At 34.4% G+C, this 26,200-nt stretch carries 21 protein-coding genes, 2 pseudogenes and 2 other annotated features; of the genes and pseudogenes, 2 read left to right on the top strand and 21 right to left on the bottom strand.

Annotated elements, in window-relative coordinates:
- The first annotated feature begins 446 nt into the window (after positions 1-446).
- Entirely contained in the window at positions 447-611 is a 165-nt protein-coding gene (locus LKE46_RS09315; protein WP_291721015.1) for a hypothetical protein, read from the top strand.
- A 215-nt stretch (positions 612-826) separates the two neighbouring features.
- Here the strand turns inward: LKE46_RS09315 and LKE46_RS17720 are convergent, their stop codons facing one another.
- The 17 genes and pseudogenes from LKE46_RS17720 to LKE46_RS09395 form a co-directional block, all read right to left on the bottom strand.
- Positions 827-976: a CPCC family cysteine-rich protein gene (locus tag LKE46_RS17720; RefSeq protein WP_291728102.1), complete on the bottom strand. Its 150-nt coding sequence runs from the start codon at positions 974-976 to the stop codon at positions 827-829.
- Between the two features lie 151 nt (positions 977-1,127).
- Positions 1,128-1,544: pseudogene (locus LKE46_RS09320) on the bottom strand (GTP pyrophosphokinase); the annotation flags it as partial.
- 25 nt (positions 1,545-1,569) lie between these two features.
- Entirely contained in the window at positions 1,570-2,223 is a 654-nt protein-coding gene (locus tag LKE46_RS09325) for an SIMPL domain-containing protein (protein WP_291721019.1), read from the bottom strand.
- 33 nt (positions 2,224-2,256) lie between these two features.
- Positions 2,257-2,415: a hypothetical protein gene (locus LKE46_RS09330; RefSeq protein ID WP_291721022.1), complete on the bottom strand. Its 159-nt coding sequence runs from the start codon at positions 2,413-2,415 to the stop codon at positions 2,257-2,259.
- A gap of 20 nt (positions 2,416-2,435) precedes the next feature.
- Entirely contained in the window at positions 2,436-2,663 is a 228-nt protein-coding gene (locus LKE46_RS09335; RefSeq protein ID WP_291721027.1) for an SWIM zinc finger family protein, read from the bottom strand.
- Between the two features lie 194 nt (positions 2,664-2,857).
- Positions 2,858-3,916: an FAD-binding protein gene (locus LKE46_RS09340; protein ID WP_291721030.1), complete on the bottom strand. Its 1,059-nt coding sequence runs from the start codon at positions 3,914-3,916 to the stop codon at positions 2,858-2,860.
- Between the two features lie 28 nt (positions 3,917-3,944).
- Complete coding sequence (locus LKE46_RS09345; RefSeq protein ID WP_291721032.1) at positions 3,945-4,154, bottom strand: helix-turn-helix domain-containing protein; 210 nt, start codon at positions 4,152-4,154, stop codon at positions 3,945-3,947.
- A gap of 10 nt (positions 4,155-4,164) precedes the next feature.
- A complete protein-coding gene (locus LKE46_RS09350; protein WP_291721035.1) occupies positions 4,165-4,617 on the bottom strand; it encodes a DUF2975 domain-containing protein in 453 nt (150 codons plus the stop codon).
- A 411-nt stretch (positions 4,618-5,028) separates the two neighbouring features.
- A pseudogene (locus LKE46_RS09355) lies at positions 5,029-6,338 on the bottom strand (IS30 family transposase).
- A 248-nt stretch (positions 6,339-6,586) separates the two neighbouring features.
- On the bottom strand, positions 6,587-9,202 hold the full coding sequence (gene ppsA / locus LKE46_RS09360; RefSeq protein WP_291721036.1) for a phosphoenolpyruvate synthase: 2,616 nt from the start codon (positions 9,200-9,202) through the stop codon (positions 6,587-6,589).
- A 170-nt stretch (positions 9,203-9,372) separates the two neighbouring features.
- Positions 9,373-9,789: a hypothetical protein gene (locus LKE46_RS09365; RefSeq protein ID WP_291721039.1), complete on the bottom strand. Its 417-nt coding sequence runs from the start codon at positions 9,787-9,789 to the stop codon at positions 9,373-9,375.
- A 25-nt stretch (positions 9,790-9,814) separates the two neighbouring features.
- Positions 9,815-10,471 (bottom strand): hypothetical protein, encoded by a 657-nt coding sequence (locus LKE46_RS09370; protein WP_291721041.1) that lies wholly within the window; start codon positions 10,469-10,471, stop codon positions 9,815-9,817.
- Positions 10,472-10,898: 427 nt separating this feature from the next.
- Entirely contained in the window at positions 10,899-12,626 is a 1,728-nt protein-coding gene (locus LKE46_RS09375; protein WP_291721044.1) for an ABC transporter ATP-binding protein, read from the bottom strand.
- Positions 12,616-14,361 carry an ABC transporter ATP-binding protein gene (locus LKE46_RS09380; RefSeq protein WP_291721046.1) on the bottom strand — a complete coding sequence of 582 codons (1,746 nt, stop codon included), beginning with the start codon at positions 14,359-14,361 and terminating at the stop codon, positions 12,616-12,618. The genes LKE46_RS09375 and LKE46_RS09380 overlap by 11 nt, the downstream gene beginning before the upstream one ends.
- Before the next feature lie 205 nt (positions 14,362-14,566).
- Positions 14,567-15,226, bottom strand: coding sequence for a helix-turn-helix transcriptional regulator (locus tag LKE46_RS09385; protein ID WP_291721048.1), 660 nt, complete (start codon positions 15,224-15,226; stop codon positions 14,567-14,569).
- A gap of 516 nt (positions 15,227-15,742) precedes the next feature.
- A complete protein-coding gene (locus LKE46_RS09390) occupies positions 15,743-16,720 on the bottom strand; it encodes an AEC family transporter (protein WP_366843191.1) in 978 nt (325 codons plus the stop codon).
- 44 nt (positions 16,721-16,764) lie between these two features.
- Positions 16,765-17,889 (bottom strand): radical SAM protein, encoded by a 1,125-nt coding sequence (locus LKE46_RS09395; RefSeq protein ID WP_291721054.1) that lies wholly within the window; start codon positions 17,887-17,889, stop codon positions 16,765-16,767.
- Between the two features lie 307 nt (positions 17,890-18,196).
- Here LKE46_RS09395 and LKE46_RS09400 point away from each other — a divergent pair, with 307 nt between their 5' ends.
- Positions 18,197-18,862: a LysM peptidoglycan-binding domain-containing protein gene (locus LKE46_RS09400; protein ID WP_291721056.1), complete on the top strand. Its 666-nt coding sequence runs from the start codon at positions 18,197-18,199 to the stop codon at positions 18,860-18,862.
- Positions 18,863-19,023: 161 nt separating this feature from the next.
- On the opposite strand, the gene LKE46_RS09405 is transcribed toward LKE46_RS09400, so the two are convergent.
- The 4 genes from LKE46_RS09405 to LKE46_RS09420 form a co-directional block, all read right to left on the bottom strand.
- Positions 19,024-20,502, bottom strand: a complete 1,479-nt coding sequence (locus tag LKE46_RS09405) for an Lsa family ABC-F type ribosomal protection protein (protein WP_291721060.1) — start codon at positions 20,500-20,502, stop codon at positions 19,024-19,026.
- A 227-nt stretch (positions 20,503-20,729) separates the two neighbouring features.
- Entirely contained in the window at positions 20,730-22,067 is a 1,338-nt protein-coding gene (locus tag LKE46_RS09410; protein ID WP_291721063.1) for an MFS transporter, read from the bottom strand.
- A 104-nt stretch (positions 22,068-22,171) separates the two neighbouring features.
- Positions 22,172-22,371, bottom strand: a binding site (T-box leader).
- Between the two features lie 41 nt (positions 22,372-22,412).
- Positions 22,413-22,610, bottom strand: a binding site (T-box leader).
- Between the two features lie 41 nt (positions 22,611-22,651).
- Positions 22,652-24,409 (bottom strand): ABC transporter ATP-binding protein, encoded by a 1,758-nt coding sequence (locus tag LKE46_RS09415; protein WP_291721066.1) that lies wholly within the window; start codon positions 24,407-24,409, stop codon positions 22,652-22,654.
- The gene (locus LKE46_RS09420) at positions 24,397-26,172 is read right to left on the bottom strand and encodes an ABC transporter ATP-binding protein (RefSeq protein WP_291721070.1); all 1,776 of its coding nucleotides are present in this window, start codon (positions 26,170-26,172) and stop codon (positions 24,397-24,399) included. The genes LKE46_RS09415 and LKE46_RS09420 overlap by 13 nt, the downstream gene beginning before the upstream one ends.
- Positions 26,173-26,200 lie beyond the last annotated feature (28 nt).

Genomic DNA, 26,200 nt, shown 5'->3' on the forward strand with positions numbered 1-26,200 from the left:
AACTCAAGAGAAAGTATTTTCAAATAACCAGACAGTCTTTATTATATTTAAGATATATCCCGTAAAATCGAAAATAGGCTCAATTTTATCAAGCTAAAAATGTGTTTTTTACAACTAGATCAAGAAAAGCTTTGTCTGTCATCGCTTTGGCCCTTTTTCTTGGACCACTCATTGTTTTTTCAGTCTCTATATTTCTAAGTATACGGATATAAATAATATATCCGTCAGCTTATGCTTAATTTTTACTTTCTGTCTTCGCTCTGTTATTATTCCAAAATAATCTATCATTTTATTTTTTATCATAGCACCATACTCCATATAATTTATATGAGCTATCATACTATAATGATTAACCTAAGTGAAGCCTTAAAACCACAATTTCAGTCATGTTTACAGTTTATTTACTCATGCGTTTGCCCTGTACTTCCATTTGGTTAGCTGCAGTTATGCAGTTTGGTTTGAAAATGAGATTCTTCAAGCCTTTTGAGGACTTCAATCTCAAAATGAAAAAAGTAAAATATTCTGTTTATCAAAAGCTTATAACTACTATGATGTCTATTGTTATTGGCTGTAGATCAACTAAAGACATAAATGAATATTATAGAAAATAATAACAGGTAAATACATGAAAATATAAGCTTTATATTTGTACGAAATCTAGGTAGTTACCATGATTATTTTATTGCACAATTTCTCTGTAATTTCTTATCAAGCTGTGGGCAATAATGATCATACACCATTAACTCTTTATGCAATATTTCTCTATTAAAATATCTCTTAGACTCATTAAGACTCATTGAATTAGCCCACCACTATAATCTGGTCGTTATTTTTGCAGAGGATCATCCTCCCAGTCACACAGACCACAAATATCCCAACTATTTTCTTCATCTAGCGACAATGCTCCACAACAAGGGTACCACCTTTTCTTTTCCACTACAATCCCTCCAAATATTTTAATTTTATTTCGATTCATTTATGCCGCCGCAAAATGACCAGTAATTTCTCTCAATAAAATCTATAAACTTATCCCAGAATTCATCTTCTAAACAGTTTTCTGGTACTGATACACAGCCATCTATTTCAATTTCCTTGGTGTTGATGAATTCTCCATCTTCATTTTCATCAAGAGCATCGAATATCCTGTCCTCGGCTTTACGGTATTTTTTCACCCTCTCGTAATCTACAGCTGAAGGATTTTTTATCCTTGACAAGTCCGTGTTGTCACATAAATCACACAGTTTTACATGACTGGCTATCTTATTTTTTACAATCCTACTTATGTATTCATCATAGGTTTCACCATCTCGCCTGGTCAGGGCATCCAGTGCAGACAGTACTTCCTCAGAAAAGCCCTGATCTCTTAAGTAGTCCAGAGATATATCCGTATCTTCTACTACATCGTGGAGTACTGCACATATTCTCTCAGCTTCACTTCTTCTTGAAAACATTACCCGCAGAGGATGCAGTATATATGGCTGTCCACCTTTATCAACCTGACCCTCGTGGGCCTTTGCAGCTACTACAATTGCCTTGTCCAACATTATATTTCCTCCTTAATCATCACATTTACTTTATCTTCCATGAAAATAAAACTGTATCACTGACTTCTATATTATCCGGTTCGATATCCGGGGCATAAGATGACTGAACAGTCATGCAATTTTCCTCCACCTCATATTTTGTTTGAGAATAAAGGTGCAGTTCACCCCAATCGTAATCAATACCAATCAGATCGCCAAGAGTAACTCCTGATGCTTTTGCTAAGACTTCTGCCTTATGTTTTGCATTTTCAGCGGCACTTACCAAAAGTTTTTCACTGATAGCAGATTTATCCTTAACAGAAAACTGTATATCCAACTGTGGATTTATTTGTGTTTTTGCAATAGCAGCAAATACCTTTGACATTACTTCCGTGTCAAAATCAAACTCAATTTTTAAACTTTGCTTGCAAATGTATCCATCAAATTTGCTTCTATAATTGTCGTTATTATCACGACAACTCTCATAGTGCATTTTTATATTAAAACTTGTTGTTTTTAGATCTTCTTTGTCAAAACTTGCTGATTCAATTGCATTTTGTAAAATTTCTATTGAATCAGCCGCAAGTTTCATTGTCTTGCCATAATCATAATGTTGTGATTCAAGGTTCATAGCAATAACAATTAAATCCGGCTTAACATTAATATTACTTGTACCTTTCACTCTAATTAAATGATCCATTCAAATAACCTCCTTCAGTTCCATTTCATATGCTCAATAATCATTTGCTTTCAATCTTCTTATATAAAAGTTCAGCTGTATCTTTATCTCATTCTGTCTATAGTCTCTATCATATCCTCTATGAATCTGCTTGTATACCTGAATCTCACTCTTTCCAGTTTCCCTGCCTGCATGAGTCTGAATCATCTGCATATTGAAAAGCTTTCACGGATTCATGCAGAATCACAATGGCAATATATAATAAAAGCATTTGAATACAGCATATCTCCACCTTCATCTATTTTTATATCTACCCGGTATTTTTCGCTTCCTTCTATGAAAAAAACATATTCACTATTCCCTTTTTTATAGAACTCGACTATATTTCCATCGTTATAATAATCATATCCCCTATCTAAGATAGTCTTATCTACGTGCTCTTCGAAATCATTTACATTCATCTTCTATTCCCCATTCTTATAAGTCTATTATTTTAAAATATACACTTAAAATTCTACCCTGACAATATGATATTATTATCAAAATCAAAGGCTTACTAAATGGAGTTATGTAAATCTTCAAGATTATATTGAGCTGAAAGTTCTATTTTATAAATAAACCCCATCATACAGTATAGTAACAGTTAACTAGGTTATTAAATACTAAGCAGACCTGATTTCATAGCTAAATGTCTAAGAAATGGATTGTACATAGCTGGAGATTTTAAATTTTTAATGAGTAGATTTAACTTGATATGCTTTACCCTGTGCTTATATCTATCCAAAAAACCATCTATTTCCTCTTCAAGACTCTGCGCTAAATATAAGGAACTTTTTAATGCATAACTGATTCCCTCTGCGGAGCTAGGGCTAATAGCACCTGCTGCTTCTCCGACCAGGGCTATACCATTCCTTCCTGCACAAAGCTGGGATATCTTCTTCGGTCTGTAGATATATGCTCCCTCTGTTTTTATTGTGTTATCAAAATTAAAGCCTAGCTGTGTTAGTTTTGTTTTCAATATTTCATACTTTTTCCTGGTATTATCCCTGGGTCTAAGTGCTGAGCCTAATAATAAATAATTTTCCTTCGGTATTATCCAAGAGTAGAAATCACTTATTTCTTCATCAAAAATTGCAGTAAAATACTGCATAGGACATGGACATTCAAACCATTGCTGAATTGAAATATATTTTTCAGGAATATTTACATCTTTGTCAATAAAATTCCTTATCCTTGAAGATGCCCCATCAGCACCTACAATAATTCTTGTCTTTGCAGATATTTCTTTTCCATTATGAATATACTTTATTTCATATCCACCTGACACTTCAGCAAAACTTTTAAAATGGGAATTAAACTTTTTATCAACTCCATTTGGAATTATAGAAACCAGCCACCTGTCAAATTTACTCCTATCCATATTAAAATAAAATCTCTGATATAGCCTCTCTAGATTATTAGTTAAATCAATGGCTCTTACAGCAAAGGGCTGCGGATCAACCAGGATATCTTTCGGTATACCTAACCCTAACTTAGCAATCATTTTCTGGGCATCGGGAGCCAATAATCCGCCGCAGCATTTATTTATATGGTTTTTGGGATTCTCATTTTCCAGATCTCTTTTATCTATTAATAAAAGCTTATATTTATCTCCAATTAATCGTGCAAGTGTGGAACCTGCAGGTCCTGCTCCTACTATTACAATGTCATACATAAATGTAGCCTCCCAAAATAATCTTCTTTTAAGTATCATTTCTATATTCTAGAATATCTCCCGGCTGGCATTCTAAAGCCTTGCAAATTGCATCTAAAGTAGATAATCGAATTGCTTTTGCCTTTCCATTTTTTAATATAGAAAGATTGGCCATGGTTATTCCAACCCTCTTTGAAAGCTCTGTAAGACTCATTTTCCTTTTGGCCAGCATAACATCAATATTGATTATAATTGCCAAGTTATCCACCTCAAATCGTTAAATCATTTTCTGATTTTATATCAATAGCATCTTGTAAAAGTTTTTGAAGAACAGCAGCAAAAACTGCAATAACAATTGATGCAAAGATAAAAATTACTGGAAATGCTATGAGACCCGGTGCATCATCTGCATCTGCTATAGGAATTACAAATGGTATAAGTACTGTATATATAACACTAATTATGATTGCGCAGTATTTTATGTACTTTAAAATCTTTACAGAAATTTGAGAGAAAGCTTTATTCCTGTCAATATAGCTTAAAAGTCTTAAAGCTTGATACAGAGCAAAAAAAAATGTTGCAGCAGCTGCATACACACCAATTAGAATGGGATAATGTAAATAATCTGCAGTTGAAGGCAACCAAAATATGCACAAAGCAAAAACTGGAATTCCAATAAGAAAAACTGCCACCTTTAAAAAAATTGTTGATTTAAGTCTCATAAAAGCACCTCACTTATTCATTATGATTTGATTTTAACATATGTTTTATTGTTTTACAATATATTATTATTGAATTTAGCTATATATTTGTTGTTATTATTCAATAGTAAATTGAAGGGGGTTAATTGAAAGATGAGATGCCACTTTGTAAAACGAAAAACTATGTTTGTAATTTAAAACTTAATCCTTGTAAATGAAACGCAGTTTTTGTAACCTAAAGTCCAGTTTTGTAAGCGAAGAGCCACATTTGTAATTCAAATGCTGTTTGATTTCTCTTCATTTCTGGTGTATGATTGTGAAAAATAAGCATGCCAAATGGAGGTCAACTCCCTCTCGATTTTTTTGTAATCGGAGAATCCACCCTTGAATCTTTGGTCAGATAATAGGTTGGCGGCACTGATTATTTAAAGGTTACTTTTTAAGAAGAGCTGGTTTTAGCATGATATCTCCGGCGGCAACCGGATAACATCCAAGTTTATGCAAAACCTCTTCTCCGTGGTAAAAGCTGAATGTTTCGTACGGACTGCGTTTATTCAGCTTTTTTCTTTTGTAGGAATTAATATGATTCATCATCAGATTGATATCATCCTGTGTAAGTTCATTAAAGCTACTACCTTTTGGAAGAACCCGACGAATCAATTCATGGTTTACTTCGATAGCACCTTTTTGATAAGGACTACCTGCATCGCAATAAAATATATGTGTACGCAAAAATGGAAATCTATCCCGATATTCAATGGCTTTTGGGTTGGAAAACTCACTCCCGTTGTCTGTAAGAATGACAGGAAATAACTCTGAAAACAATTCCTGGCCAAGTATCTTATCAAGATGATTAAATACATCAGTAACAGACTTTGAAGTGTTGGCATCCCTCAGGGACGCAAGCATCAGGCTGCAATCAACAAAGTGAATAGTTAAAAGACATTTACCGCCCTTGACTCCCATGACAGAATCCATCTGCACAATTGCAGTATCAGGATTCTTGTTAATAAAGGTTTCAAAATCTTTGTAGTTGCGGCTAATGCGGCAGCCTTTATCCACCTTGAACTCCGGCTTTTTATAGCGTTCACGAAATCTTACTTTTCGTGGAAGGTCGATATTTCTAATATCAAAAAGACAGGCATCAATATAGTTATAAATGGTCTTTTCACTACACATCAACTCATCCTGATGATTAATGTAAATCTGATTGACAGACTGCCCATTTTGAATGAGTGGTGAAATTATACGATTCAATCTGCTAATTTCATTTTCAGAAACGCAAAGTGTTTTTGGCAAGTATAAATTCTAGAGTTAGAAATCTTCTCGTGAGCTTTGATGTGAGCATGTTCAGCATCATAGATACTTTTCATGAGAGTGCATTTGCCAATGGCTTCACAGCCATTGCAGACATAAGGAACACGATATTTTGCAGTACATATTTCTTCTATGTACTCTTTGCAGTTCGTGTTACAGGAAGAGCATAGTTTACAATAGGTTACAGATTTCCTGCTACAGTCCTTTCCACAAATGCTTTTTAATCTACAGTTAAAGCGATTCTTGCAAGCGTTAAATGGAAATCCAGGATAGCCTGTTGCTACTTCAGAACTGTATTTACGAACTTCTCTGGAAATAGTGGTTGGATCTTTTCCCATACGGCGAGCGATTTCTTTAAATGAAAGGCCTTCCTTTAGGTACTTTTGCAAATCTAATCTCGCTTCATAAATAAAAAACTTTGACATATATCCTCCATTTCTGCCGCCAACTAATAAAGGATATATAAAACAAAACTAATAAGCAAACAAAAGACTGGTAATTAACCAATCTCTTGTTTGCTAAGATGCAACTAACTAACGAGTGAATATTTATTATTATTAATACAACCTAGTTAGTATCGGAATGGTCGCATTTCAATTTACAATTGAGGATATTGATGGCTTTATCCACAGATAAAAGGCATCCAAACTTTAACTTAGATGCTTTTCCCCCATTATAGGATTTCTACATATCCTTCTGTTCCATTAACCCGGATTCTCTGTCTGTCATTTATCAGTCTGGTGGCATTTTCTACTCCCACAACTGCCGGCAAACCATATTCACGTGCGATAACCGCTCCATGGGTCATAAGTCCGCCAACTTCGGTAACCAGGCCTTTTATGGATACAAACAATGGCGTCCAACTGGGGTCAGTAAAGGAGGTGACCAATATATCCCCCTCTTCCAGATCAGCATCCTCCATGTTTAAAATGACACGTGCCCGTCCCTCTACAACTCCGGAAGAAACAGGCAGACCTGCAATAGCTCCTGCCGGGAGATTCTCTCGTTTGTACTCACCTGTAATTATTTCGCCATCAGAGGTGATAACACGGGGCGGAGTTAGTTTTTTATATAATTTGTACTCCTCTTTTCTCCTTTCTATGACCTTGTAATCCAGTTTATCTGTGTACACCACTTCCCGAAGTTCTTCGAAGGTGAGATAGTATATATCTTCTTTTTCATTAATAGCGCCTGCTTGGACGAGCTTAACGGATTCTTTCAGCAAAGCCTGCTTATAAACGAAGTAGCGATTAACCATGCCGTATTTTGGATATTCCCTAAACCCGATGAAATTCCGGATCAGATCGATCATTTGTTTTGTTTCTCTGGCTTTTTGTTCGCCATCTGGTAACTGTTTCAATCCATCTAATAACTCCTGTTCTTTTTTCAAAGCTTCCTGCCGCCCCTGCTCAAATTTCCGCCTGCCGGCATCAGGTTCAAAGTTTTTGATGTTATTGAGAATCATGGGAACAAGTGCAGTGGGTTTTTCACTCCAGCGAGGTTTGGTAATATCGATTTCTCCGGCACACCGCATTCCGTATTTATTGAGATAAGCACATACAGCCTCCCGGGTTTCCTGTCCGCCATCAAACTTAACCAGGTCATCCAAAAAGTTATCATCTTTTACATGTTTTAAATAGTCAATCACCTCAGGATAGGGACGAATCACATCTGCTGCATCCAGCAGCGCCAGCCCCATTTCCGAGGTAATATTGTTTGGCACAGACTGAGAAAGCGTGTCTGCTGCATTTTTTTCACCTAACCATTCCTCCATTTTTTCATTGATCCATGATGAAGCATCCATAGCAGCCATAAACACATGAGAACTTTGCGGGTCAAATAAAATCTTTCTTAACTCCTGAACATCCTCCAGAATAAAATCAAATAAATCCGGTCCTGATAAACTCCGGATGTTTTGTTTCAGCTTTTCTATAGATTTTTGACTAGTTTCAATCAAATCAGAAACAACTTCCGGATCACTTTTGATCTGTGTCCGGAAACCTGCAGATGGCGCAATTTTATTGCCTTTATCCAAACTCTGTTCTTTTTTATCATCCGGTATGGATTTTATAAAATCTCCCCGCTCTACTATGGTCATGAGTTCATCTTTCATGAGCGGATCGTGCTGTCCCATGGTATCCAACAAGGTTTTCCTGCTGTCAGAGGAAACAAGCATCTGTGTAACATCAACAAACAGCCTTCCACCAGCTTTATGCATGGGTGCTCTGGTGGTCAGCAGGAAAAAAGACAATCCCAATGGTTTCATGGGGTCTGTCATCATCTGCTGGTGACCCACGGATACATAAACATGATTTTTCCTATCATCTGCTTCAGGTATGGGGTACAAAGTAGTGATTGGCCGACTCTGGACAATGTAAAATGTATCATCAGCCAGACACCATTCGATATCCTGGGGGCAGCCGAAATGTTCTTCAATCTTCCTGCCCAGGTGCTCAAGCTGTAAAATCTGCTCCTCCGCCAGCACTTGCTCCTTCTGTCTCTCAGGCTCAATCTCCTGTTCTTTCGTACCTCCACCTTTTAAAGCATAAATAGCCAGTTTCTTGATGGATATTTTCTTCCCAATGATTCTACCGTCACGCACTTTATAGCTATCTGCATTTACCAGCCCTGAAACCAGGGCCTCACCAAGTCCGAAGCCGGCATCAATAGACAATATCTTTCTATTGGAAGTGACGGGATCGGCAGTAAACAAAATCCCTGCCGCCCGGGGAAAGACCATCTTCTGAACAACCACGGACAGATGGACTTTACGGTGGTCAAAGCCCTTTTGAAGGCGGTAAGCTACTGTCCTTTCAGTAAACAGCGATGCCCAGCACCTGCTGATATGCTTTAAAACAGCCTCCTTTCCGACAATGTTCAGATACGTATCCTGCTGTCCTGCAAAGGAGGCCGTGGGTAAATCCTCTGCAGTTGCGCTGGATCGTACTGCATAGGCATTTTCTTCTCCAAGCATGAAGATAAATCGCGTTATCTCTTCATCAATATCCTCAGGAATGGCTATACTTTCGATGGCCCTACGGATCTCACCGCTAAGTTCACTGATTTTATCCCGGTCTTCCACCTTCAGAAGTGATAACTGATCAAGTAATTCATCAATGGATAGCATTTCCCCCATGATTCTTTTAAATGCTTCAGTAGAAATGCAGAAGCCATCTGGTACGTGTATTCCTTCAATCCTGGAAAGTTCACTTAGGTTCGCACCTTTTCCTCCAACAGCCGTAAGTTTCGTTTTGTCAATGTCCTGAAAACCAAGCACATAGGAACTCATAAATTTACCTCCTTTGGCAATCCTTTGGGTTTCACAATAATACCTGCAATAAATTACATTAATGTGTTATTGCATTATATCACTGACAAAAAATAAGAAATAGTCTGCATTTATAATTTTTTATATGTTATAATTAAAGTGGAAGCGATTTAATTTCAAATTATATTAACTTAAACACCAAGTTCATATATTAACTTCTTAAAAGTATCATAGGCCGGTTTAGGCGAATAATCATCTCTCATAATTCCATATTGATGGAAAAGATCATCTTTTGAACTATCTGCATCCCGGAGTCCGAAAAGTTCATAATGGGAAATATTAAGCTCCTGCCGCAAATTATAGATTGTTCTAACAACTGTTTCAAGAACCTCGGTTTGACGTTCATAGGTTCTTTTCATATTGGCAACAGGATTCTTTCCCGTAGGCCATCCGTTTTCTGTAACCCGTATAGGTACTGAAGTTGGTATACCTGTTGTAACAAGACTTTTTTCTCTTAAATTGCGGAGTTTATGTTCAACAGATAAAGTTATTTCTTTTAAATCCATCTGATGATCTTCAAATACATCCACATAAAAATTATGTCCCACAAAATCAACTGAATCAATAAATGTTTTATTCCCAGACTTTGCAAAATTTTTTCCAAAAGTGTGGAACTGCAGCAGGACCTTCAGGCACGGAGCCGAATCCAATTTTTATCGGTAGATTAAGCTCCTGTACTGCCTTCTTAGCTGAAATCACTCCTTCTACAAGGACTTGTATTATATATGGCTTCGAACCTTCCATAAATGACAAATTGGGTTCGTTTGTAATTTGAAGGGAAACTAAATTAAAACCGTATCGGTTAATAACTTTTCTAATAAAATTAAGCCAGTTATTAAGTTCTATATCTGGTTTCTGATTATCTGTCCAATCACCACAACCTATGGTAAGGTCTCCCATCAAACCAGCATTAAGATAGTGATCTGCATTTGATAGCATTTTTTCTTCCCATTCTTTTGTATATACAAGATAATTTCTCGGTAACAGCTTTTTAATCCCACCTTTAAGATCTCCTAAAGCTAATTGAATCTTTTTATAATTATCCCCAGGTCCTGTAGTCAAACCAAAAGGAGTGCCCGCTGCACTTAACGGATAAATCCCAAATGTTAATCCTGATGAATTCATGTTTTTAACCTCTTCCTTTTTTATATTCTTTAATTCTCCACATAAAATAAGCATCCTAAATATCAGAATGCTTATTAAAAGGAGATCTATCAAATTATTGTCCAATGGTGGTTGCACTTAAGTTTATCGTGCCCTGCAACCACAGACACCTGATTACAATAATAGAGGGAACTATTATTTTTAATTTTACTAAAATATTTTCTTACTATATTTATTATTTTATAAGTTATTTGTTACAACTTAATGTCACATTTATTAATTATTTGTAACAAATATACTATTTTATAGAGAAAAAAATAAGCACCTGATAGTTAATCAAATGCTTACTCTTTTCTCTAAGTATTTCTACTTAGGACATGTATTATTATATATGTAAATAATTACTAATTCAAGTATTAACTGTTAAATAACATCTAACATTATTTTAAAACAGAGAGAAGTCCGTCTTCAGCTAGGAAATATTATAAACCTAGAAATTACAAAGGCTTTCTTCCTTCTTCCGTGCTTCGGTCAAAATGCTATTGCAAATTCATCATTTCTCTATAATCCCATATAATTTAGCATACAGTCCATTATTATTTAATAGTTCTTCGTGCTTTCCCCCTTCTGCAATTCTACCTCCGTCTACTACTAAAATTTGATCTGCAGCTTTAACCGTATTTAATCTATGAGCTATAACAAGAAGAGTTTTATCTCTTACCAATTCGGAAATTGCTTCCTGTATATAAAATTCATTGTCAGCGTCAATATTTGCCGTCGCTTCATCCAATATAACTATGGGAGCGTCCTTTAAAATACAACGGGCAATAGAAATCCTCTGTTTTTCTCCTCCCGAAAGGCTTGCACCTCCTTCTCCCACTATAGTTTCAAGTCCTTGAGTAAGCCTATTTATAAACTCATAGCATCTTGCTTTTTTCACTGCTTCAATAACCTGTTCTCTTGTTGCATTTTTTGAACCCATTTTTATATTGTTGTAAATAGTATCCTGAAATAAATAATTTCTTTGAAATACCATACTTATACTGTCCATGAGTGTTACAAGTGAGAAATCTTTTATATTTATACCTCTGACTTTTATGGTTCCCTTCTTTATATCCCAGAATCTTGGAACCAAATTGACAATAGTGGATTTTCCTCCTCCGGAAAGCCCTACCAATGCAGTCATGGTTTTCGGATATAATTTTATGTTGATATCCTTTAAAACATCTTTTTCTTCGTATCTGAAAGATACATTTTTGAATTCCAGCTCAGGTGTACTTTTTTCTGATTCCGGCATGGTGGAATTCCCTTCCTGACTTAATTCTTTTACCTTAAAAAGTTCATTTATTCTATCCAAGCATTTGCTCATTATCATCATCATATTCATGTCTCCTGCAAGTGCCTTTAAAGGTGCGAAAAAATCAAATACAAACAGCAGCACTCCTATCAAATATGCTCCCGGCATTTCTTTTATTTTATAAAGATAAATTGATGCTGCAAATATAATAGATGTGGATACTGCTGCCAGAAGGAATACTCTTAACATCCATTTTCCCACTTCAGTTTCTAAATTAATCGCACAGTCCTTGCTGTCCTTAAAGGCATTTCTTAGAGATTTGGATTCGGAGCCCATTAAATTAAAGCTTCTCATAACAGACATTCCTTCTACAAATGAAATTACGGAATCTGTTAATTTCTCATTTTGTCTCTGCCTGATAAATGACTGCTCGTCCATATGTTCACCCATTTTTTCCGTAACAATGTAAAAAAGCACTATTGTAATAAAGGTAATGATGCCCAGCCTGTAATCCAGAACAAACAAAAATATATTCATTAATAGTGTTCCGACAATATAGCTGGTTGTAACTGCTATTTTATTCATTATATTTTCTTCTATAAACAGCATATCACTGCTTAATACCGAGCTGATTTTGCCCATATTCCCTTCTGTATAATAGCCCATGGGAATTTTCCTAAAATGATCTCCCAACTGAACCCTTGAATCTGCAAATATCATATAGCCTGCAGCACTTTGCAGCCTGTCGGACAAATAATGCACAATTATCTGCAATATAACCGTAATTATCATAACTATAAATAAATTTATACAGTTCCTGGATGTCATATCATTGTTCATTATTTTTAAGAATACATAAAAAGCATATACTGTAGGCATTTTCTGAAGAATGGTCTCTATAAAAGCAAGTATAAAGGACACTCTTATTCTATTTCTATATTTTCCGGATAAATACATAATTCTTTTAATTAATTTAATTCCCATATTCTTCTCCTTTAGGATTCCACCTTTCACTTTTTATACCGGCGTTCCAAAGCATTTTATATATTTCACTGTGTTCTATCAGTTCTTCATGCTTTCCTTCTGACTCTATCTTCCCGTCTTTAAGTACATAAATTTTGTCAGCGTCAGAAATTGTCTTTAATCTATGGGCTATAACTATAAGGGTTTTTTCTTTTACTGTTTCTCTGATTGCCTCATTCATAAGCTCCTCATTTTTTGAGTCAATAAATGAAGTAGCCTCATCCAATACCACAATAGGTGCATTTTTTAACAGTGCCCTCGCCAAACAAATCCTCTGTTTTTCCCCGCCTGAAAGTTTATTCCCCGCTCCTCCCACTATAGTATTGTATCCCTGTGGCAAGTTTTCAATAATATCCATGCATTGAGCTTTTTCCGCCGCCAATAATACCTGCTTATCCGTTGCCTTAGGATTTCCTATCCTGATATTCTCCAAAAGTGATATATTAAATAAATAGTTATCCTGAGATACATAGGAAATAAGATTCCCCAGTATTTCCAGGCTGAAATTCCGAATATCCTGTCCCCCTATTGTAATGCTGCCTGACAGCACATCGTAATAATGAACCAGAAGCTTGGCCAGGGTGCTTTTGCCGCTGCCTGATTCACCGACTAAAGCAGTTACCTCTTTTTCTTTAGCTTCTAATGAAAGATCCTTTATTACCTCCTCATCTTCATATGCAAATGAAATATTGTCAAATTTGATATCGTAATTGTCACCGTTAAAACTCCCTGAGCCTGTTTCTATAGGTTTTTGATCCATTATTTTTTCAAGATTTCCTATTTTATAATTTAATTGTGTCAAGGCCGGCAGAAAGGACACTAGCCTTAAAAGCGGTATTCCTATACCTGATGAAAGGCAGAAAATTAATATCAAGTCTGAAAGGTTTACCATACCGTTAATTACCATATATGCACCCACAGGCAGCATTACTATGGCATTAGCGGGTATGAGCACCTTATATGCTGACATCGATGGCCAGCAGGACTTGTACCAGGAGAGGGTCTTGTCCCTGTAATTTAATATATCATTTCTATATCTTCCGAAGTATTCTCCCCCTTGATTAAATACTTTAACTACTTCCATTCCGTTTATATACTCTACAATTGTATTGTTCATTCTTGTGCCTGCGTTATAATAAGGTTCCATACTGCTCTTGCCGATACTGAACATAGTAAAGAAAGCTATTATTCCAAAGGGCATTGCTGCCAGCGAAAGCAGTGCCAATCTCCAATCCACAAATAACATTGAAATTATAACAAGGATGGGTATCATACAATTGGCAATTCCCTCAGGTATTGCATGTGCTAGAAGAACCTCAATACCTTCTATGTCATCTGTGAACATCTTCTTAAGGCCGCCAACCCCCATTCCCTGGACATATCCAAGTGGCAGCTTTTCAAGTTTTCCTTGCAGAGATACTCTTATTCTGTGCAAAATATTGTACGCTGCCTTGTGAGAATTATTTAAGCCTTTACTGTAATAAATCGCCTGCAATATAAGGGATAATATTACTACTGCTATTCTAACCAGAATATATTGCACATCCAATTCTTCAAATTCAGTTACTCTTACTATAATTTGATAGCTCATAAAAAACGGTATTATCCCAAATGCCACAGATAAAAAACACTGCAGTATAGATAAATAAATTTTATTTTTATGACTGTCAGCATATTGAATTATTTTACTAAACATATTTTCTCCTCCTGAAAGTGATACAGAATATATGAAGTTTCTAAACATTTTAATATATCTGCATTATATAGTAATTGATAATCGCTATCAATTCAAACAGCATGAAAATATTCATATTGGACACATAAATTAGTCCTGCATAACTTCTTTAAATAAAAAAAATATGCCCCTTTGTCCCTGACAGTAGGTGCATACCAACCTTATATTACAACTTAATTTGATTTTTTCTGTATTGTAACGGGCTTACTCTATATATTTCTCTAAATGCCCTGGTAAAATTGCTTGAACTTGAGCAGCCTATTTCAACCGATACCTCTAAAATATTCATATTGGTTGAAACCAAAAGTTCCGCTGCCCTGGCCATTTTTATCCTGTTTAAATATTCATGAGGAGGATATTGATACAACTCCTTGAAGCACTTCTTAAAAAGAGTGGCTGTAATGTCAAACTTTTTACATATATGATCTATGGTCACTTTTTTAGATAAATTATCAATCATATAATCTCTGATGGATTTAGTCTTTTCAATGCAATCTCTGGAAAATACCTGGTATTTGTCTTCAAAAGAAAAATCTATGGAAGATATATAATTTAACAATTCCAAAGTTTTTAATCTTATTATGCCTCTTCTGCCCACACACAGCAGGTTATAGATTTCTTCACAAATATGCTTTAATTCCCTATCTGCTCTAAGTATACAGTATATTTTAATTTTCTTTAACTTTTTTTCTATAAGATTTAGACCTATATCAAAATGCTCCTGCATCATTTTTTTGATTTCATCAGGAATCCTATCCGAATACACCAAAAGATTAAAACCTCTGAACTGTGCTGTGATATTTTCAGAGCCAAAGGATTCTTTCATATTATATGTAATATACAGATCATCAGGACAGCAATGACTAAATTTCTCTCTTTTTATTTCAATTTTGAAAATCCCATAATGACTGTAGGCTATTTGGAAGTAATTAGGAATAGTATATTTATTTCTATTCCAATGATGTTTTTTTCTAACTGAGTTAAAATTATTTGAATTCCGGGATACAAGTTATATAAGATATATCTTGATTTACTATTCCCTTGACTATAAACCAGCTTAAAATCATCTTTATGAATTAATGTCATCCCCCACTGTGAAAAATCAATACTAGGTTCCAATTTAATCCGCCCTCCTTCCTACTCGCCCATTGCCTTCTGCAAAGGGAATACCCTCTCCTGTCTGTTTTATATTATAGCATATCTTCAACAGTATCTATTGAAATAATATCATATCTTGGTATTATGAAGGTATTTCCAACTTCCATACATTTATTTAAAATTTCTTGTTTAAAGTTACCATCATATTTAGATTTTTTATATCAATTCGTACCTATTCTACAGCTTAAACAGGAAATAAAATTCTAGCTATGTATATAGCCGATGTAAGTGTAACAGCACTATAAATAGTTGATGCCATTACCTCCTGAGATGCAAAGTCCTGATTATTATGGCATTCAACAGCAATTAAAGCTGTATTGACAGCTGTTGGTACTGAATAAGAGATAAATGCTGTCTGTGCAATAACTCCTTTAAACCTGAATACATATATTAAGCCCAATGCAAGCACAGGTCCTATAATAAGCCGTGCAAAAACTGCTGTATTTACATTGTTGTCTCTAAAATCAAATTTAGTCTTTGAAAGCTGGGTCCCTAACGTTATTAACGCCATTGGCACCAGCCCGCCTTTTATATATTCAATTGCAGGCCATAATGGTGTTATAGTTATGTCAATTTGAATATATTTAAGCAGCAAAGCAATAAGTATTACATATATGGATGGCATAGTAAATATTTGGTGCATTGAATCTTTTATATCCATATTGGCTCTTCCTGCATTGTAGAAACCAATTGTATTCATTGTAATATTCATAAACACAAGAATCATAATCTGAGCTGCAAGGGCTTGACTCAAATAAGGTGTCTTACCATCAATTACAAAAGGTGCACTCCCAAAAATAAGAGTAACAAGAGATACACCTATATTTCCTGTATTATTAAACATAATGGAATTTTTAAAGGCATTTTCCTGGCTCAAATCATATTTGCGAATTTTAGAAATAACTCTAGCTATTAAATCGTTGATTATTAGATTCACCATACAAAAAAGTAAAATCATAAGCATACCATAAGATAAATTAGTTGTATAAAGATTATAAAATATAAATCCAGGTATAAATATGTAAAAATTTAATTTACTAAGTGTAAATACGCTTAGTTCAAATTTTTTGTTTATTATAAATCCTAATCCAATTAACATGAAAATAGGTATAATATTATTTCCTAGTATATATAAAAAAATAGACATTGTTATATCCCCCATTGTATTTTGCTGGCATTTCAAAAAAACCAAAACAGCAAATCCTTCTAAAAAATCATCTCACCCGGTTTATAACCCTCAGGCAATTCTTCTTCACTTAAAAACTTGAAATTGTCATCACCCAGTATGGGTAAAAATGCTTCATATGGAATTCTGGAAAACTCACAGGCATAATTACTGGCTCCGAACCATTTGCCCTCTTTGCTGCTCAGGTTCAAATCCCTGGCAAATTTTGTATAGTTCGAGCAATCATGAACCACTAAATCCCACTTTTCTTCATCGGCTGTTTTCATGAATTTCAGAGTTAATTCTCTGCTCCAAATTGGAGATATGTATCCCTGCCTGGAAATATACATGTCTTCCCCATAATAATTGTTTATGTTATTCTCATTTAAATGTAATTCTGCACAATTGATAAAATCAAGTTTTGTATCCAAGATGGCCTGCTTTTTTTCAAAAAAAATTTCGAAAAACTCGGGAGTCATTGGGGTTTCAATACCTACACTTTTAATATATTTTTTCGCTGTTCCGATATTTTCAATCACCTTGTCTGAACACTCAGAAGCACCCAGGTTGAAACGTATCTCGTCAAGGCCGGCTTCACCTAATGCTTTCAATGTCTCCTCTGTAGCTAAAATACCATTTGTATACAGATGTTGATGAACTTGAGCATCACTAAATTTCCTTATTACCGGATAGTATTTTTCAATTTCCATGAATGGCTCTAAATAAACATAGCAAATGCCAGTGGGTTTCTTCTGAATGGAAAGAAGCAGATCAATATCCTTATCATAAAATCTTGTGCCTCCAATTTCCCACATACCTTCGCCAATTGGAGGAATATCTTCCAGCTCTCCATAATCATAACAGAACTTACACTCCATGTTACACTTGTTGGTTTTTCTGATTGCATTCAGACCAGTACCCAGCAGACAGGAACGACACCCCTGGGGAAATTTACTTTCATTTCCCACAAAAAAAGTTCTGTTCTTCAAAGTTTTCAAACTCTTAATGTTCGACATCAATATATCATTTCTATTATCAACGGCTGCCTCAATTTGTGCAAAAGCAGAATAAACTATCTCCTGCTGTTTTGTCATAATTTCCTCTTCCTCAGGCAGTGTTGAAAAAAATTCAAACCATTTCAGCGCATCTTTCTTTGAAATCTTCATAATATATCCTCCTCTATCACACAAAAACTAGCTCAATATCAACATACCAAGCTAGTTTCACTTTAGAATTTTTTCAATCCATTTAGGCATATTTTTACTTTTCCATTTAATAGTCCCATTAATCAAATAAGCTATTTTGTTGATTTATTTTCTCAATAATAATTCTCCAGCAAATAATATTTTATTATATTATAGCCTAATACATCACTTATATAAACAACTTTCCCGGTAACAAAATATATTTTCCGGCATAGTATGGTAAATGAGAGATAAATCTCCATATTAATTTTATAAAGGGAAAATTTTTATGAGATATAATTATTACAGGCAGTGTTCTGCAAATCATTATCCTTATACCATACAGCCAGGTGATACTTTATACAGTATTTCACAGAGATTGGAAGTAAGTCTGGAAAGGTTAATTGCTGCAAATCCCGGAATAAATCCATATTATCTTCAGGTAGGCCAGATTATATGCATACCAGCTTGTATGCCAAGTTATACTCCAAGAATAATTCGGCCAGGTGATACCCTGTATAAAATTGCCCGGGAATACAACGTGAGTATAGGCAGTATACTGGAGGCAAATCCGGGTATTGATCCAAATTATTTGAGGGTAGGCCAGCGCCTGTGCATACCATCGGCAAACGGAGAATGCTCAAATTGCCGGGAAACTGTAGAAGCACTACAGGAAGATGTTGATATGCTTATACCTGAAAGCAGTGTCCAGCAGACCCATGAATCAAATTACGGGGATTCCACTCAAACAACTGCCGTGCTTATGGTAAACAGCAGTAAAATACATTTTGATGCGGTACCTGTAATTTTTTCCGGCAATTACACTAGACATTATACAGAGGATAAAAGTTATCCTTATTATGCTGATGCAGCTTCAGGAGGCCAGCGAGGCATAAATGTAAAGGATAATTTTGGGGTATGGCATTCTTTTGGATATAGAGTACCTATAGCTTAATATATGTATTCATGAGATTACTTATCGGTAGATGGGAGCATACCAATTCCATCTACCGCCTCATTTACAAATGGTAAAATCAGCCCTCTTTTTTAGTTGAGAGGGCCTATTATGTGTTGCTTATATATTCGTATTAAACATATTAATTACTATTTCTATTTTTACAATTTTATTATTTTTGTTGCAACATTCTCACAAAATGCAATATCATGCTCAACAAACAAAATTGTCGGTTGATATTCAATCAACAATTGCTCAATCTGCATACGGGAAATGACATCGATAAAATTCAGCGGTTCATCCCAAATATACAAATGTGCCTGTTCACACAAGCTTTTTGCAATCAATACCTTTTTCTTCTGTCCTCCACTAAAATCCTCGATATTCTTTTCAAACTGCTCTCTTGAAAAATCAAGCTTTCTAAGAATTGATTTAAATAAACTTTCTTCAATACAATACTTCTCTGCATACTCGGATAAGTTACCATATAAATCTGATGTATCTTGTGAAACATACGAAATAATTAACTGACGATTTTTTCTCACAATTCCATTATACGGGATGTCTTCTCCATAAATCAACTTCAATATACTTGATTTTCCGCTTCCATTTTTCCCTTGAATAGCAATTCTTTCACCTTGCTCTATGGTGAAGCTTACTGCTTCACAGACAATTCTATTATCATATTGAATTGAAAGATCCGCAAGTTCCACAAGCTTTTTATCATGGAAAGTAAGCGGTGCTATTTTCAAGCTTTCGTTAGATTCAATATTTTTAAGAAGCCTTGATTTTTCCTCAATCATGTTCTGTTGTCTGGCTTCTATATTTTTAGCACGCTTCATCATTTTTGCAGCTTTATGTCCAACATATCCTTTATCTAATTTACTCCCAGAATTAGTAGTTCCATATTTGCTGCTTTCAACACTATTTGACCATGCAGATGTACGTTTTGCCGAACTGGAAAGCCAGCTAATATCTTTCTTCAATCTTTCGTTTTCTGCCAGTTCAAAACCATCTTGTAATTCTTTGTTTCTCCACCATGAAGAAAAGTTTCCCTTCTGTATTTCAATATTACTTTTATTAATGGCCAAAATATGATCAATACAATTATCCAGAAAATACCTATCGTGTGAAATCAGAATGAATCCTTTCTTTTTTTTCAAGTAATTACTTAGTTTTTTTCTAGCTTGAGCATCCAAATGATTTGTAGGCTCATCAATAAGCAAGAAAGAATTCTCCTTCAAAAACATAGCGGCTAACAATACTTTGGTCTGCTCTCCTTTAGATAGTGTATAAAATTGCCTGTATAAAGCATCCGAATCCATATCTAATAATGATAATTCTTTAATTATTTCCCAATCCATTGAATTTGGACTGATTTCCCTTATGATATCTATTGCAAAATTTTCTTGTTCATTCACCTTATAAGGAAAATATTCAAAAGTCACATCAGCTGAAATGTTTCCATTATATTCATACTTCCCAAGTAAAAGATTTAGAAAAGTAGTTTTTCCTCTTCCATTTCTTCCGGTAAATCCCAATTTCCAATTTGTATCAATTTGAAAGCCTACATTTTCAAAAATATTATCATAACTACCTTCATAGGCAAATGTTAGGTTCGTAACATTTATTAAAGACATATTTTTGTCCTCCTTTGTAATAATATAAATAACAAAGTCGGAACAACAAGCGACTTTTTGTTATTACTCCATATAAATGTCGCTTTCAGTATCCGGCTTTATATGGAGATTATCATGTGTTAGCAAAGTGTCTTTATCTTTCATAATATTAATTATCCTCCTCATTCTAATTATCTACAAAAATAATAGCATACTATTGTAAAATATCAAGTTTAAAAGTCAGGCACTTAAATTTCATCCAAAGATTTCTGTTTTGTTTCAACTCCTAACACAGCAATAACAAATGCCACTACTACAAGTATACAGCCAAGCACTATAAAAACAGTTCTGGTATCATAGTTTTTAAGTATCCATGCTACTCCATAAGGGCTGAATATAGTTGCCAGCCTTCCTACTGCATTACAAAATCCTGAACCTCTAAGTCTTATGTCTGTAGGAAACAGTTCCGGGACATAGATAGCAAGTCCGAGTGTAAGAAGTATATATATAATTACAGTGAGGAAAAAACCCATAGTCAATATTACATCCATAGTATTTTGTGAAGCATATGCATATCCAAGTGCTCCTGCTGCAAGCATAAATACAGTAAGACACCATTTACGCCCCAATTTGTCCACAATAAAACTCCCAATTAACGCTCCAAGAGGTGCACCTATCATCATTATAGTTGTATATCCTAATGATTTAGAAACATTTATGCCTTTTCTCAGGAAAAATGTAGGTGCCCAGCTTACAAAAGTATATATCAAAGTATTTATTGCAATCAGTACTACACAACCTACAATAGTTCTCGAGATCATATTTTTACTGAATAAATCACTAAACTTCCCCGATTCTTTATTATGTTCCTTCCTTATGACATTAGGTTGTGCTATAGAATTATCAGCTTCCTTTTCTGCCTCATCGTAAAATATATTTACAACATGCTGTGCATTTTCTTCCATTCCTTTGGATTCATACCATCTTGGGGATTCAGGCATACTTTTTCTCATATACCATACAATTACGGAAAATACACCTACAAATACAAACATCCATCTCCAGCCAAACCGTGGTATTATAAGATATCCCAGAAATGCAGCCGCCGGTGTAGAAACATTTGTTATAAGCGAAAGCATGGACACCCACTTTCCCCTGGTTTTTGAAGGCACAAATTCTGCAAGTAATGCATATCCTGTAACAATTTCAGCACCAAGTCCAATTCCCATTATTCCCCTGCAGGCTATTAAAAAAATCATATTTGGGGAAAATGCAGCTACAAGGGATGCTCCACCAAATATCAAAAGGTTCAGCTGATAAGAAAATTTACGTCCAAAACTGTCTCCTAAAAGTCCAGTGATAAGCGACCCTATCAAAAGTCCTAAAAAAGTTACAGAAATAAAAACAGCATTTAAGCTTATGCTCGACCATCCACTTTTTAACAGCACACCTAAAACTCCACCTGCCAGATATACATCAAATCCATCTAAAAATATTCCAAGACCGATGAGCCATAAAATTTTATAGTGTAATTTGGATATTGGAACATAATCCATTTTTTCAGAAATATAATTGACTTCTTCCATTAAAATACCTCCATTTAGTAAACAAAAATTTAATATTTTTAATATATAATTTCACTGGCCAGTAAAAATTATTTTCCAAAATTAAGCATAAAAAATAGACCTTTCCATGGGGCGAAAGGTCTATCGCGGTACCACCCAAATTTATAGCTTGAATATTTTAACGGCATCATTGCCGGCAGAATCCTACTAATTTTCAGACTGCAGTTTAAGGGCGAGTTTCAATACAGTATAAATGTGCTTTTTCACCATGAGCACTCTCTTTAAAAGTATATCCATATTTACTTATCCCTTGCATTACTTTTACAATATTAGGTTTTCATCAAAATAAAAAAGCGGTATTGCTTCTCTTGGAGCGAGAAACAATACCGCGGTACCATCCAAATTTTTTTCTTTATAAAATAACGGATTCACCCGATACAGCCTACTTGTATTTCAACCGATAACTCAAGGACGAGTTTTCAATATATGAGTATTGTGAATTTGCAGCAAACATCACTCTCTTTAAATATCATATATTTACTTGATTCCTGTCATAGTTCCTAAATTTAATTTTTTCTAAATTATAGTACTAATTTTATGTATTGTCAAGAATTTAGAACTGTCCAATCTGCTGCATGCATTCTAGCATCCCAAAGGTTCTTATAAGTACCCGATTTTTTAATCAATTGCTTATGTGTTCCATGTTCAGCAACTCTTCCATTCTCCATTACAAGAATCTGATCTGCATCTCGAATTGTAGAAAGTCTATGAGCAATGACAACCACCGTCTTATTTCTAACAAGCTCATTTATGGCTTTTTGTATCTGTTGTTCATTCTCTGGGTCCAGGCTGGAAGTCGCTTCATCCAGAAGTATTATTGGAGCATCTTTTAAAATAGCACGTGCAATGGATATTCTCTGTTTTTCACCGCCAGAAAGATTTCCGCCTCCTTCATCTACAACCGTGTCATAGCCATCATCCAGGTTCATTATGAATACATGACAACGAGCTTTCCTTGCTGCTTTTATTATGTCTTCTCTTGATACATTTGGATTTCCAAATTTAATGTTATTTAAAATACTATCATGAAAAAGATAAACATTTTGAAATACCATTGTAATATTTTGAAGCAAACTATCACAAGTCATATTTTTCACATCAACTCCACCTATTTTTACTGAGCCTGACTGAACATCCCAAAATCTTGCAATCATACGCATAATAGTTGTTTTCCCACAGCCTGATACTCCCACAATAGCAGTCATTGTGCGTTCAGGAATTTTAAAAGTTAAATCAGATAAAATATTGTTTTTGTCTTCATATGCAAAAGAAACATTTTCAAATTCAATATCATGTTTTAAAATAGGAATATTACCTGCTCCTCTATCTATTTCAGGAAAATTTTTAACTTTTTCTACTCGCTTAAGAGATGCTTCCAACATATGCATCATGCTATATATACCGCCTATTGCTTCAATTGGAGCAAATATACTGAATGTTGCAATAACAATTATCAACATCTTCACAACAGACATTTGTCCATTTAATGATAAATAAGCTGCAGTAAATATAATTACTCCGCATATAATTTTAAGAATACTCATAAATAAAATGTTAAATGGTACAAACTTTAATTCTATTTCACAAGATTTTTTATCATAAGTTTCATAAGCCTTTTTTGTACGATTAGTATGATTACTTCCTATATTAAATAATTTAAAAACTGATATGCCTTGAATAAACTCCAGTGTTGCAGAAACTGCTTCTGTCTCAGCAAATTTTTGTTTTGGAAAAAGTTGTATGGATTTTTTTTGCATTATATTTATAACTATTAATGATAATAAAAGACCTATTATAAATAATATCCCTATTCTCAAATCAAAGATGCAAATAATAATACTCGTTGCTAATACATTTATAGTACAGTTTGAAATTTTATCCAATAGAAATGCTGCGTGTTTTTCTATATACTGCAAATCAGTTGTAATTGTTGTTGTTATCTCCCCCAGATTGTTCTGATTAAAAAATCCCATAGGAAGTCTTCTAAGTTGATCCCCTATTTTTAGTCTTTCTTTTGCTACCATACTATATCCTGCTGTTCCCTGAAATCGATATGCAAAATATTTAAAAATAATTCTTCCAATCAGGCCACAAAATAATATGCCTATACTAAGCCATATAGTATTACTTGAAAGCTGTATATTTTCTCCTATAGCTTTTTCAATACCATCAAACAAATAAAATATTGCTAGAATAGGAAATGATTCAAAAATTCCATCAACAGAGCAGAATAAAAAACTTACCTTGATTTTATTGGCATAATTCCCGGAAAGATCTAAAATTCTCTTTACTATTTTCCACATATTGTTTTTCCCCCTTCATTCATACTCCAGCTTCTTGCACCAATATGAGATTGCCACATTGAGTTGTAAAGTTCAGACTTCTTCAGCAATTCACCATGTGTACCTTGAGATACAATATTCCCATTTTCAAGAACTACTATATTATCTGAGTTAACAATGGTAGCTAATCTATGTGCAATGATAATCAAGGTTTTATTTTTTGTCAGATTATCAATAGAATGCTGTATCTTATCTTCACTTTCTGCATCCACAAATGCTGTGGCTTCATCTAAAACAATAATCGGAGCATCTTTTAATATAGCCCTTGCAATAGCAATTCTCTGACGTTCTCCCCCCGATAAACGGTTTCCTGCATCACCAACTCTTGTATCATATCCCTCTGAAAATCGTGAAATAAATTCTGTGCACTCAGCCTTTTCAGCAGCCTCTTCCACTTCTTTATCTGTAGCCTGAAAATTTCCTAATCTTATATTTTCACGAATTGATACATCAAATAAATAATTATCCTGAGATACAAAGCTAATGTTATCCATAAGCTGTTTAATTGGTATTGTATTAACATTTACACTACCTATTAATATGCTTCCCCCATTAACATCCCAAAATCTAGCGATTAGTTTTGCGATTGTAGATTTTCCTGAACCTGAAGGTCCAACTAATGCGGTGGTAGCATTAGGTTTCACTAAAAATGATATTGAATGAAGAACCTCTTTTTTTTCATAACCAAATGTAACATTTTGAAAAACAACTTCATTACTACATATGGAAGCCTCATTTAATGGTTGTTCTAATTCATTTTTTGATAAAATATCATATACTTTATTTTCCATAAACATAATTGTTGGTAGATTATCAGTAAATTCTACTAATTTCATTAGTGGAGGTGCAATTCCTAAAGATAGTACCATGCACATTATAAAATCCGAAATATTTATTACCCCATGTTGATAAAGTACTGAGCCTATAGGCAAAACAAAAGCTATGCTAGCTGGCATGATAACATTATATCCACTCAAATAAGGCCAGCAGTGGGCAAACCACTTAGTCATTACATCTCGAAAATTATTTACTGCATATTTAAATTTTTCCATAGAAGATGCTGTTTGATTGAAAGCTTTGACCACTTCCATACCATTAACATATTCAATAGTAGTTGAATTTAAAAGAGCACTGCCCGAATTATATTCTTTAAATACTTTCATTGCTCCTCCTTTCATCATCATGGCTATAATTAAGATCCCGATAAATATAGAAATTAAGCCAGCAATAGCCATACGATAATCTATTGTTAGCAAATAAACTATTACAATAATTGGAGCTAGTGCATTAGAAATAATCTCTGGAATAGCATGAGCCAACGGATATTCTAATTTTTCCACATCATCCATAATAAGCTGCTTGTAATCTCCAGATATCTGACTTTGCAAATCTCCCATAGATATTCTTGATAATTTTTCTACTATAGCTATACGAATATTTTTAAGTATTTCATAGGTGGATTTATGAGATAATGCGGTTGCTAAATTATAAAAAACGATTTTAAGCAGGTAACCAGCTGTTATTAAAACTGAACATAGCAAAATATCATGAATAGTTGCTGTGGAAAGTATCATATCTGATAATATTTTAGCCGTCATAACATAAGGGAAAAATCCTGCTGCGACACTAAAAATAGATAAAATAGCAGACAAACTCATTTGTTTTTTATATCCATCTGCAAAAGAAATAATACCTGAAATAACATTATGTTTTTTATTTTGCATAATATAATCCTCCTCTGTTAAATGACTA

The sequence above is a fragment of the Clostridium sp. genome, assembly GCF_022482905.1.
GTDB lineage: Bacteria > Bacillota > Clostridia > Clostridiales > Clostridiaceae > Clostridium_B.

Excerpts from the sequence above, each read along its gene's own strand:
- LKE46_RS09415 (WP_291721066.1), bottom strand. The coding sequence starts at position 24,409 with ATGTGGAAAATAGTAAAGAGAATTTTAGATCTTTCCGGGAATTATGCC.
- LKE46_RS09390 (WP_366843191.1), bottom strand. The coding sequence starts at position 16,720 with ATGGGGGATATAACAATGTCTATTTTTTTATATATACTAGGAAATAAT.
- LKE46_RS09410 (WP_291721063.1), bottom strand. The coding sequence starts at position 22,067 with ATGGAAGAAGTCAATTATATTTCTGAAAAAATGGATTATGTTCCAATA.
- LKE46_RS09405 (WP_291721060.1), bottom strand. The coding sequence starts at position 20,502 with ATGTCTTTAATAAATGTTACGAACCTAACATTTGCCTATGAAGGTAGT.
- LKE46_RS09420 (WP_291721070.1), bottom strand. The coding sequence starts at position 26,172 with ATGCAAAATAAAAAACATAATGTTATTTCAGGTATTATTTCTTTTGCA.
- LKE46_RS09385 (WP_291721048.1), bottom strand. The coding sequence starts at position 15,226 with ATGAAAGAATCCTTTGGCTCTGAAAATATCACAGCACAGTTCAGAGGT.
- LKE46_RS09325 (WP_291721019.1), bottom strand. The coding sequence starts at position 2,223 with ATGGATCATTTAATTAGAGTGAAAGGTACAAGTAATATTAATGTTAAG.
- ppsA (WP_291721036.1), bottom strand. The coding sequence starts at position 9,202 with ATGAGTTCCTATGTGCTTGGTTTTCAGGACATTGACAAAACGAAACTT.
- LKE46_RS09350 (WP_291721035.1), bottom strand. The coding sequence starts at position 4,617 with ATGAGACTTAAATCAACAATTTTTTTAAAGGTGGCAGTTTTTCTTATT.
- LKE46_RS09375 (WP_291721044.1), bottom strand. The coding sequence starts at position 12,626 with ATGGGAATTAAATTAATTAAAAGAATTATGTATTTATCCGGAAAATAT.
- LKE46_RS17720 (WP_291728102.1), bottom strand. The coding sequence starts at position 976 with ATGAATCGAAATAAAATTAAAATATTTGGAGGGATTGTAGTGGAAAAG.
- LKE46_RS09380 (WP_291721046.1), bottom strand. The coding sequence starts at position 14,361 with ATGTTTAGTAAAATAATTCAATATGCTGACAGTCATAAAAATAAAATT.
- LKE46_RS09340 (WP_291721030.1), bottom strand. The coding sequence starts at position 3,916 with ATGTATGACATTGTAATAGTAGGAGCAGGACCTGCAGGTTCCACACTT.
- LKE46_RS09315 (WP_291721015.1), top strand. The coding sequence starts at position 447 with ATGCAGTTTGGTTTGAAAATGAGATTCTTCAAGCCTTTTGAGGACTTC.
- LKE46_RS09395 (WP_291721054.1), bottom strand. The coding sequence starts at position 17,889 with ATGAAGATTTCAAAGAAAGATGCGCTGAAATGGTTTGAATTTTTTTCA.
- LKE46_RS09335 (WP_291721027.1), bottom strand. The coding sequence starts at position 2,663 with ATGAATGTAAATGATTTCGAAGAGCACGTAGATAAGACTATCTTAGAT.
- LKE46_RS09330 (WP_291721022.1), bottom strand. The coding sequence starts at position 2,415 with ATGCAGATGATTCAGACTCATGCAGGCAGGGAAACTGGAAAGAGTGAG.
- LKE46_RS09400 (WP_291721056.1), top strand. The coding sequence starts at position 18,197 with ATGAGATATAATTATTACAGGCAGTGTTCTGCAAATCATTATCCTTAT.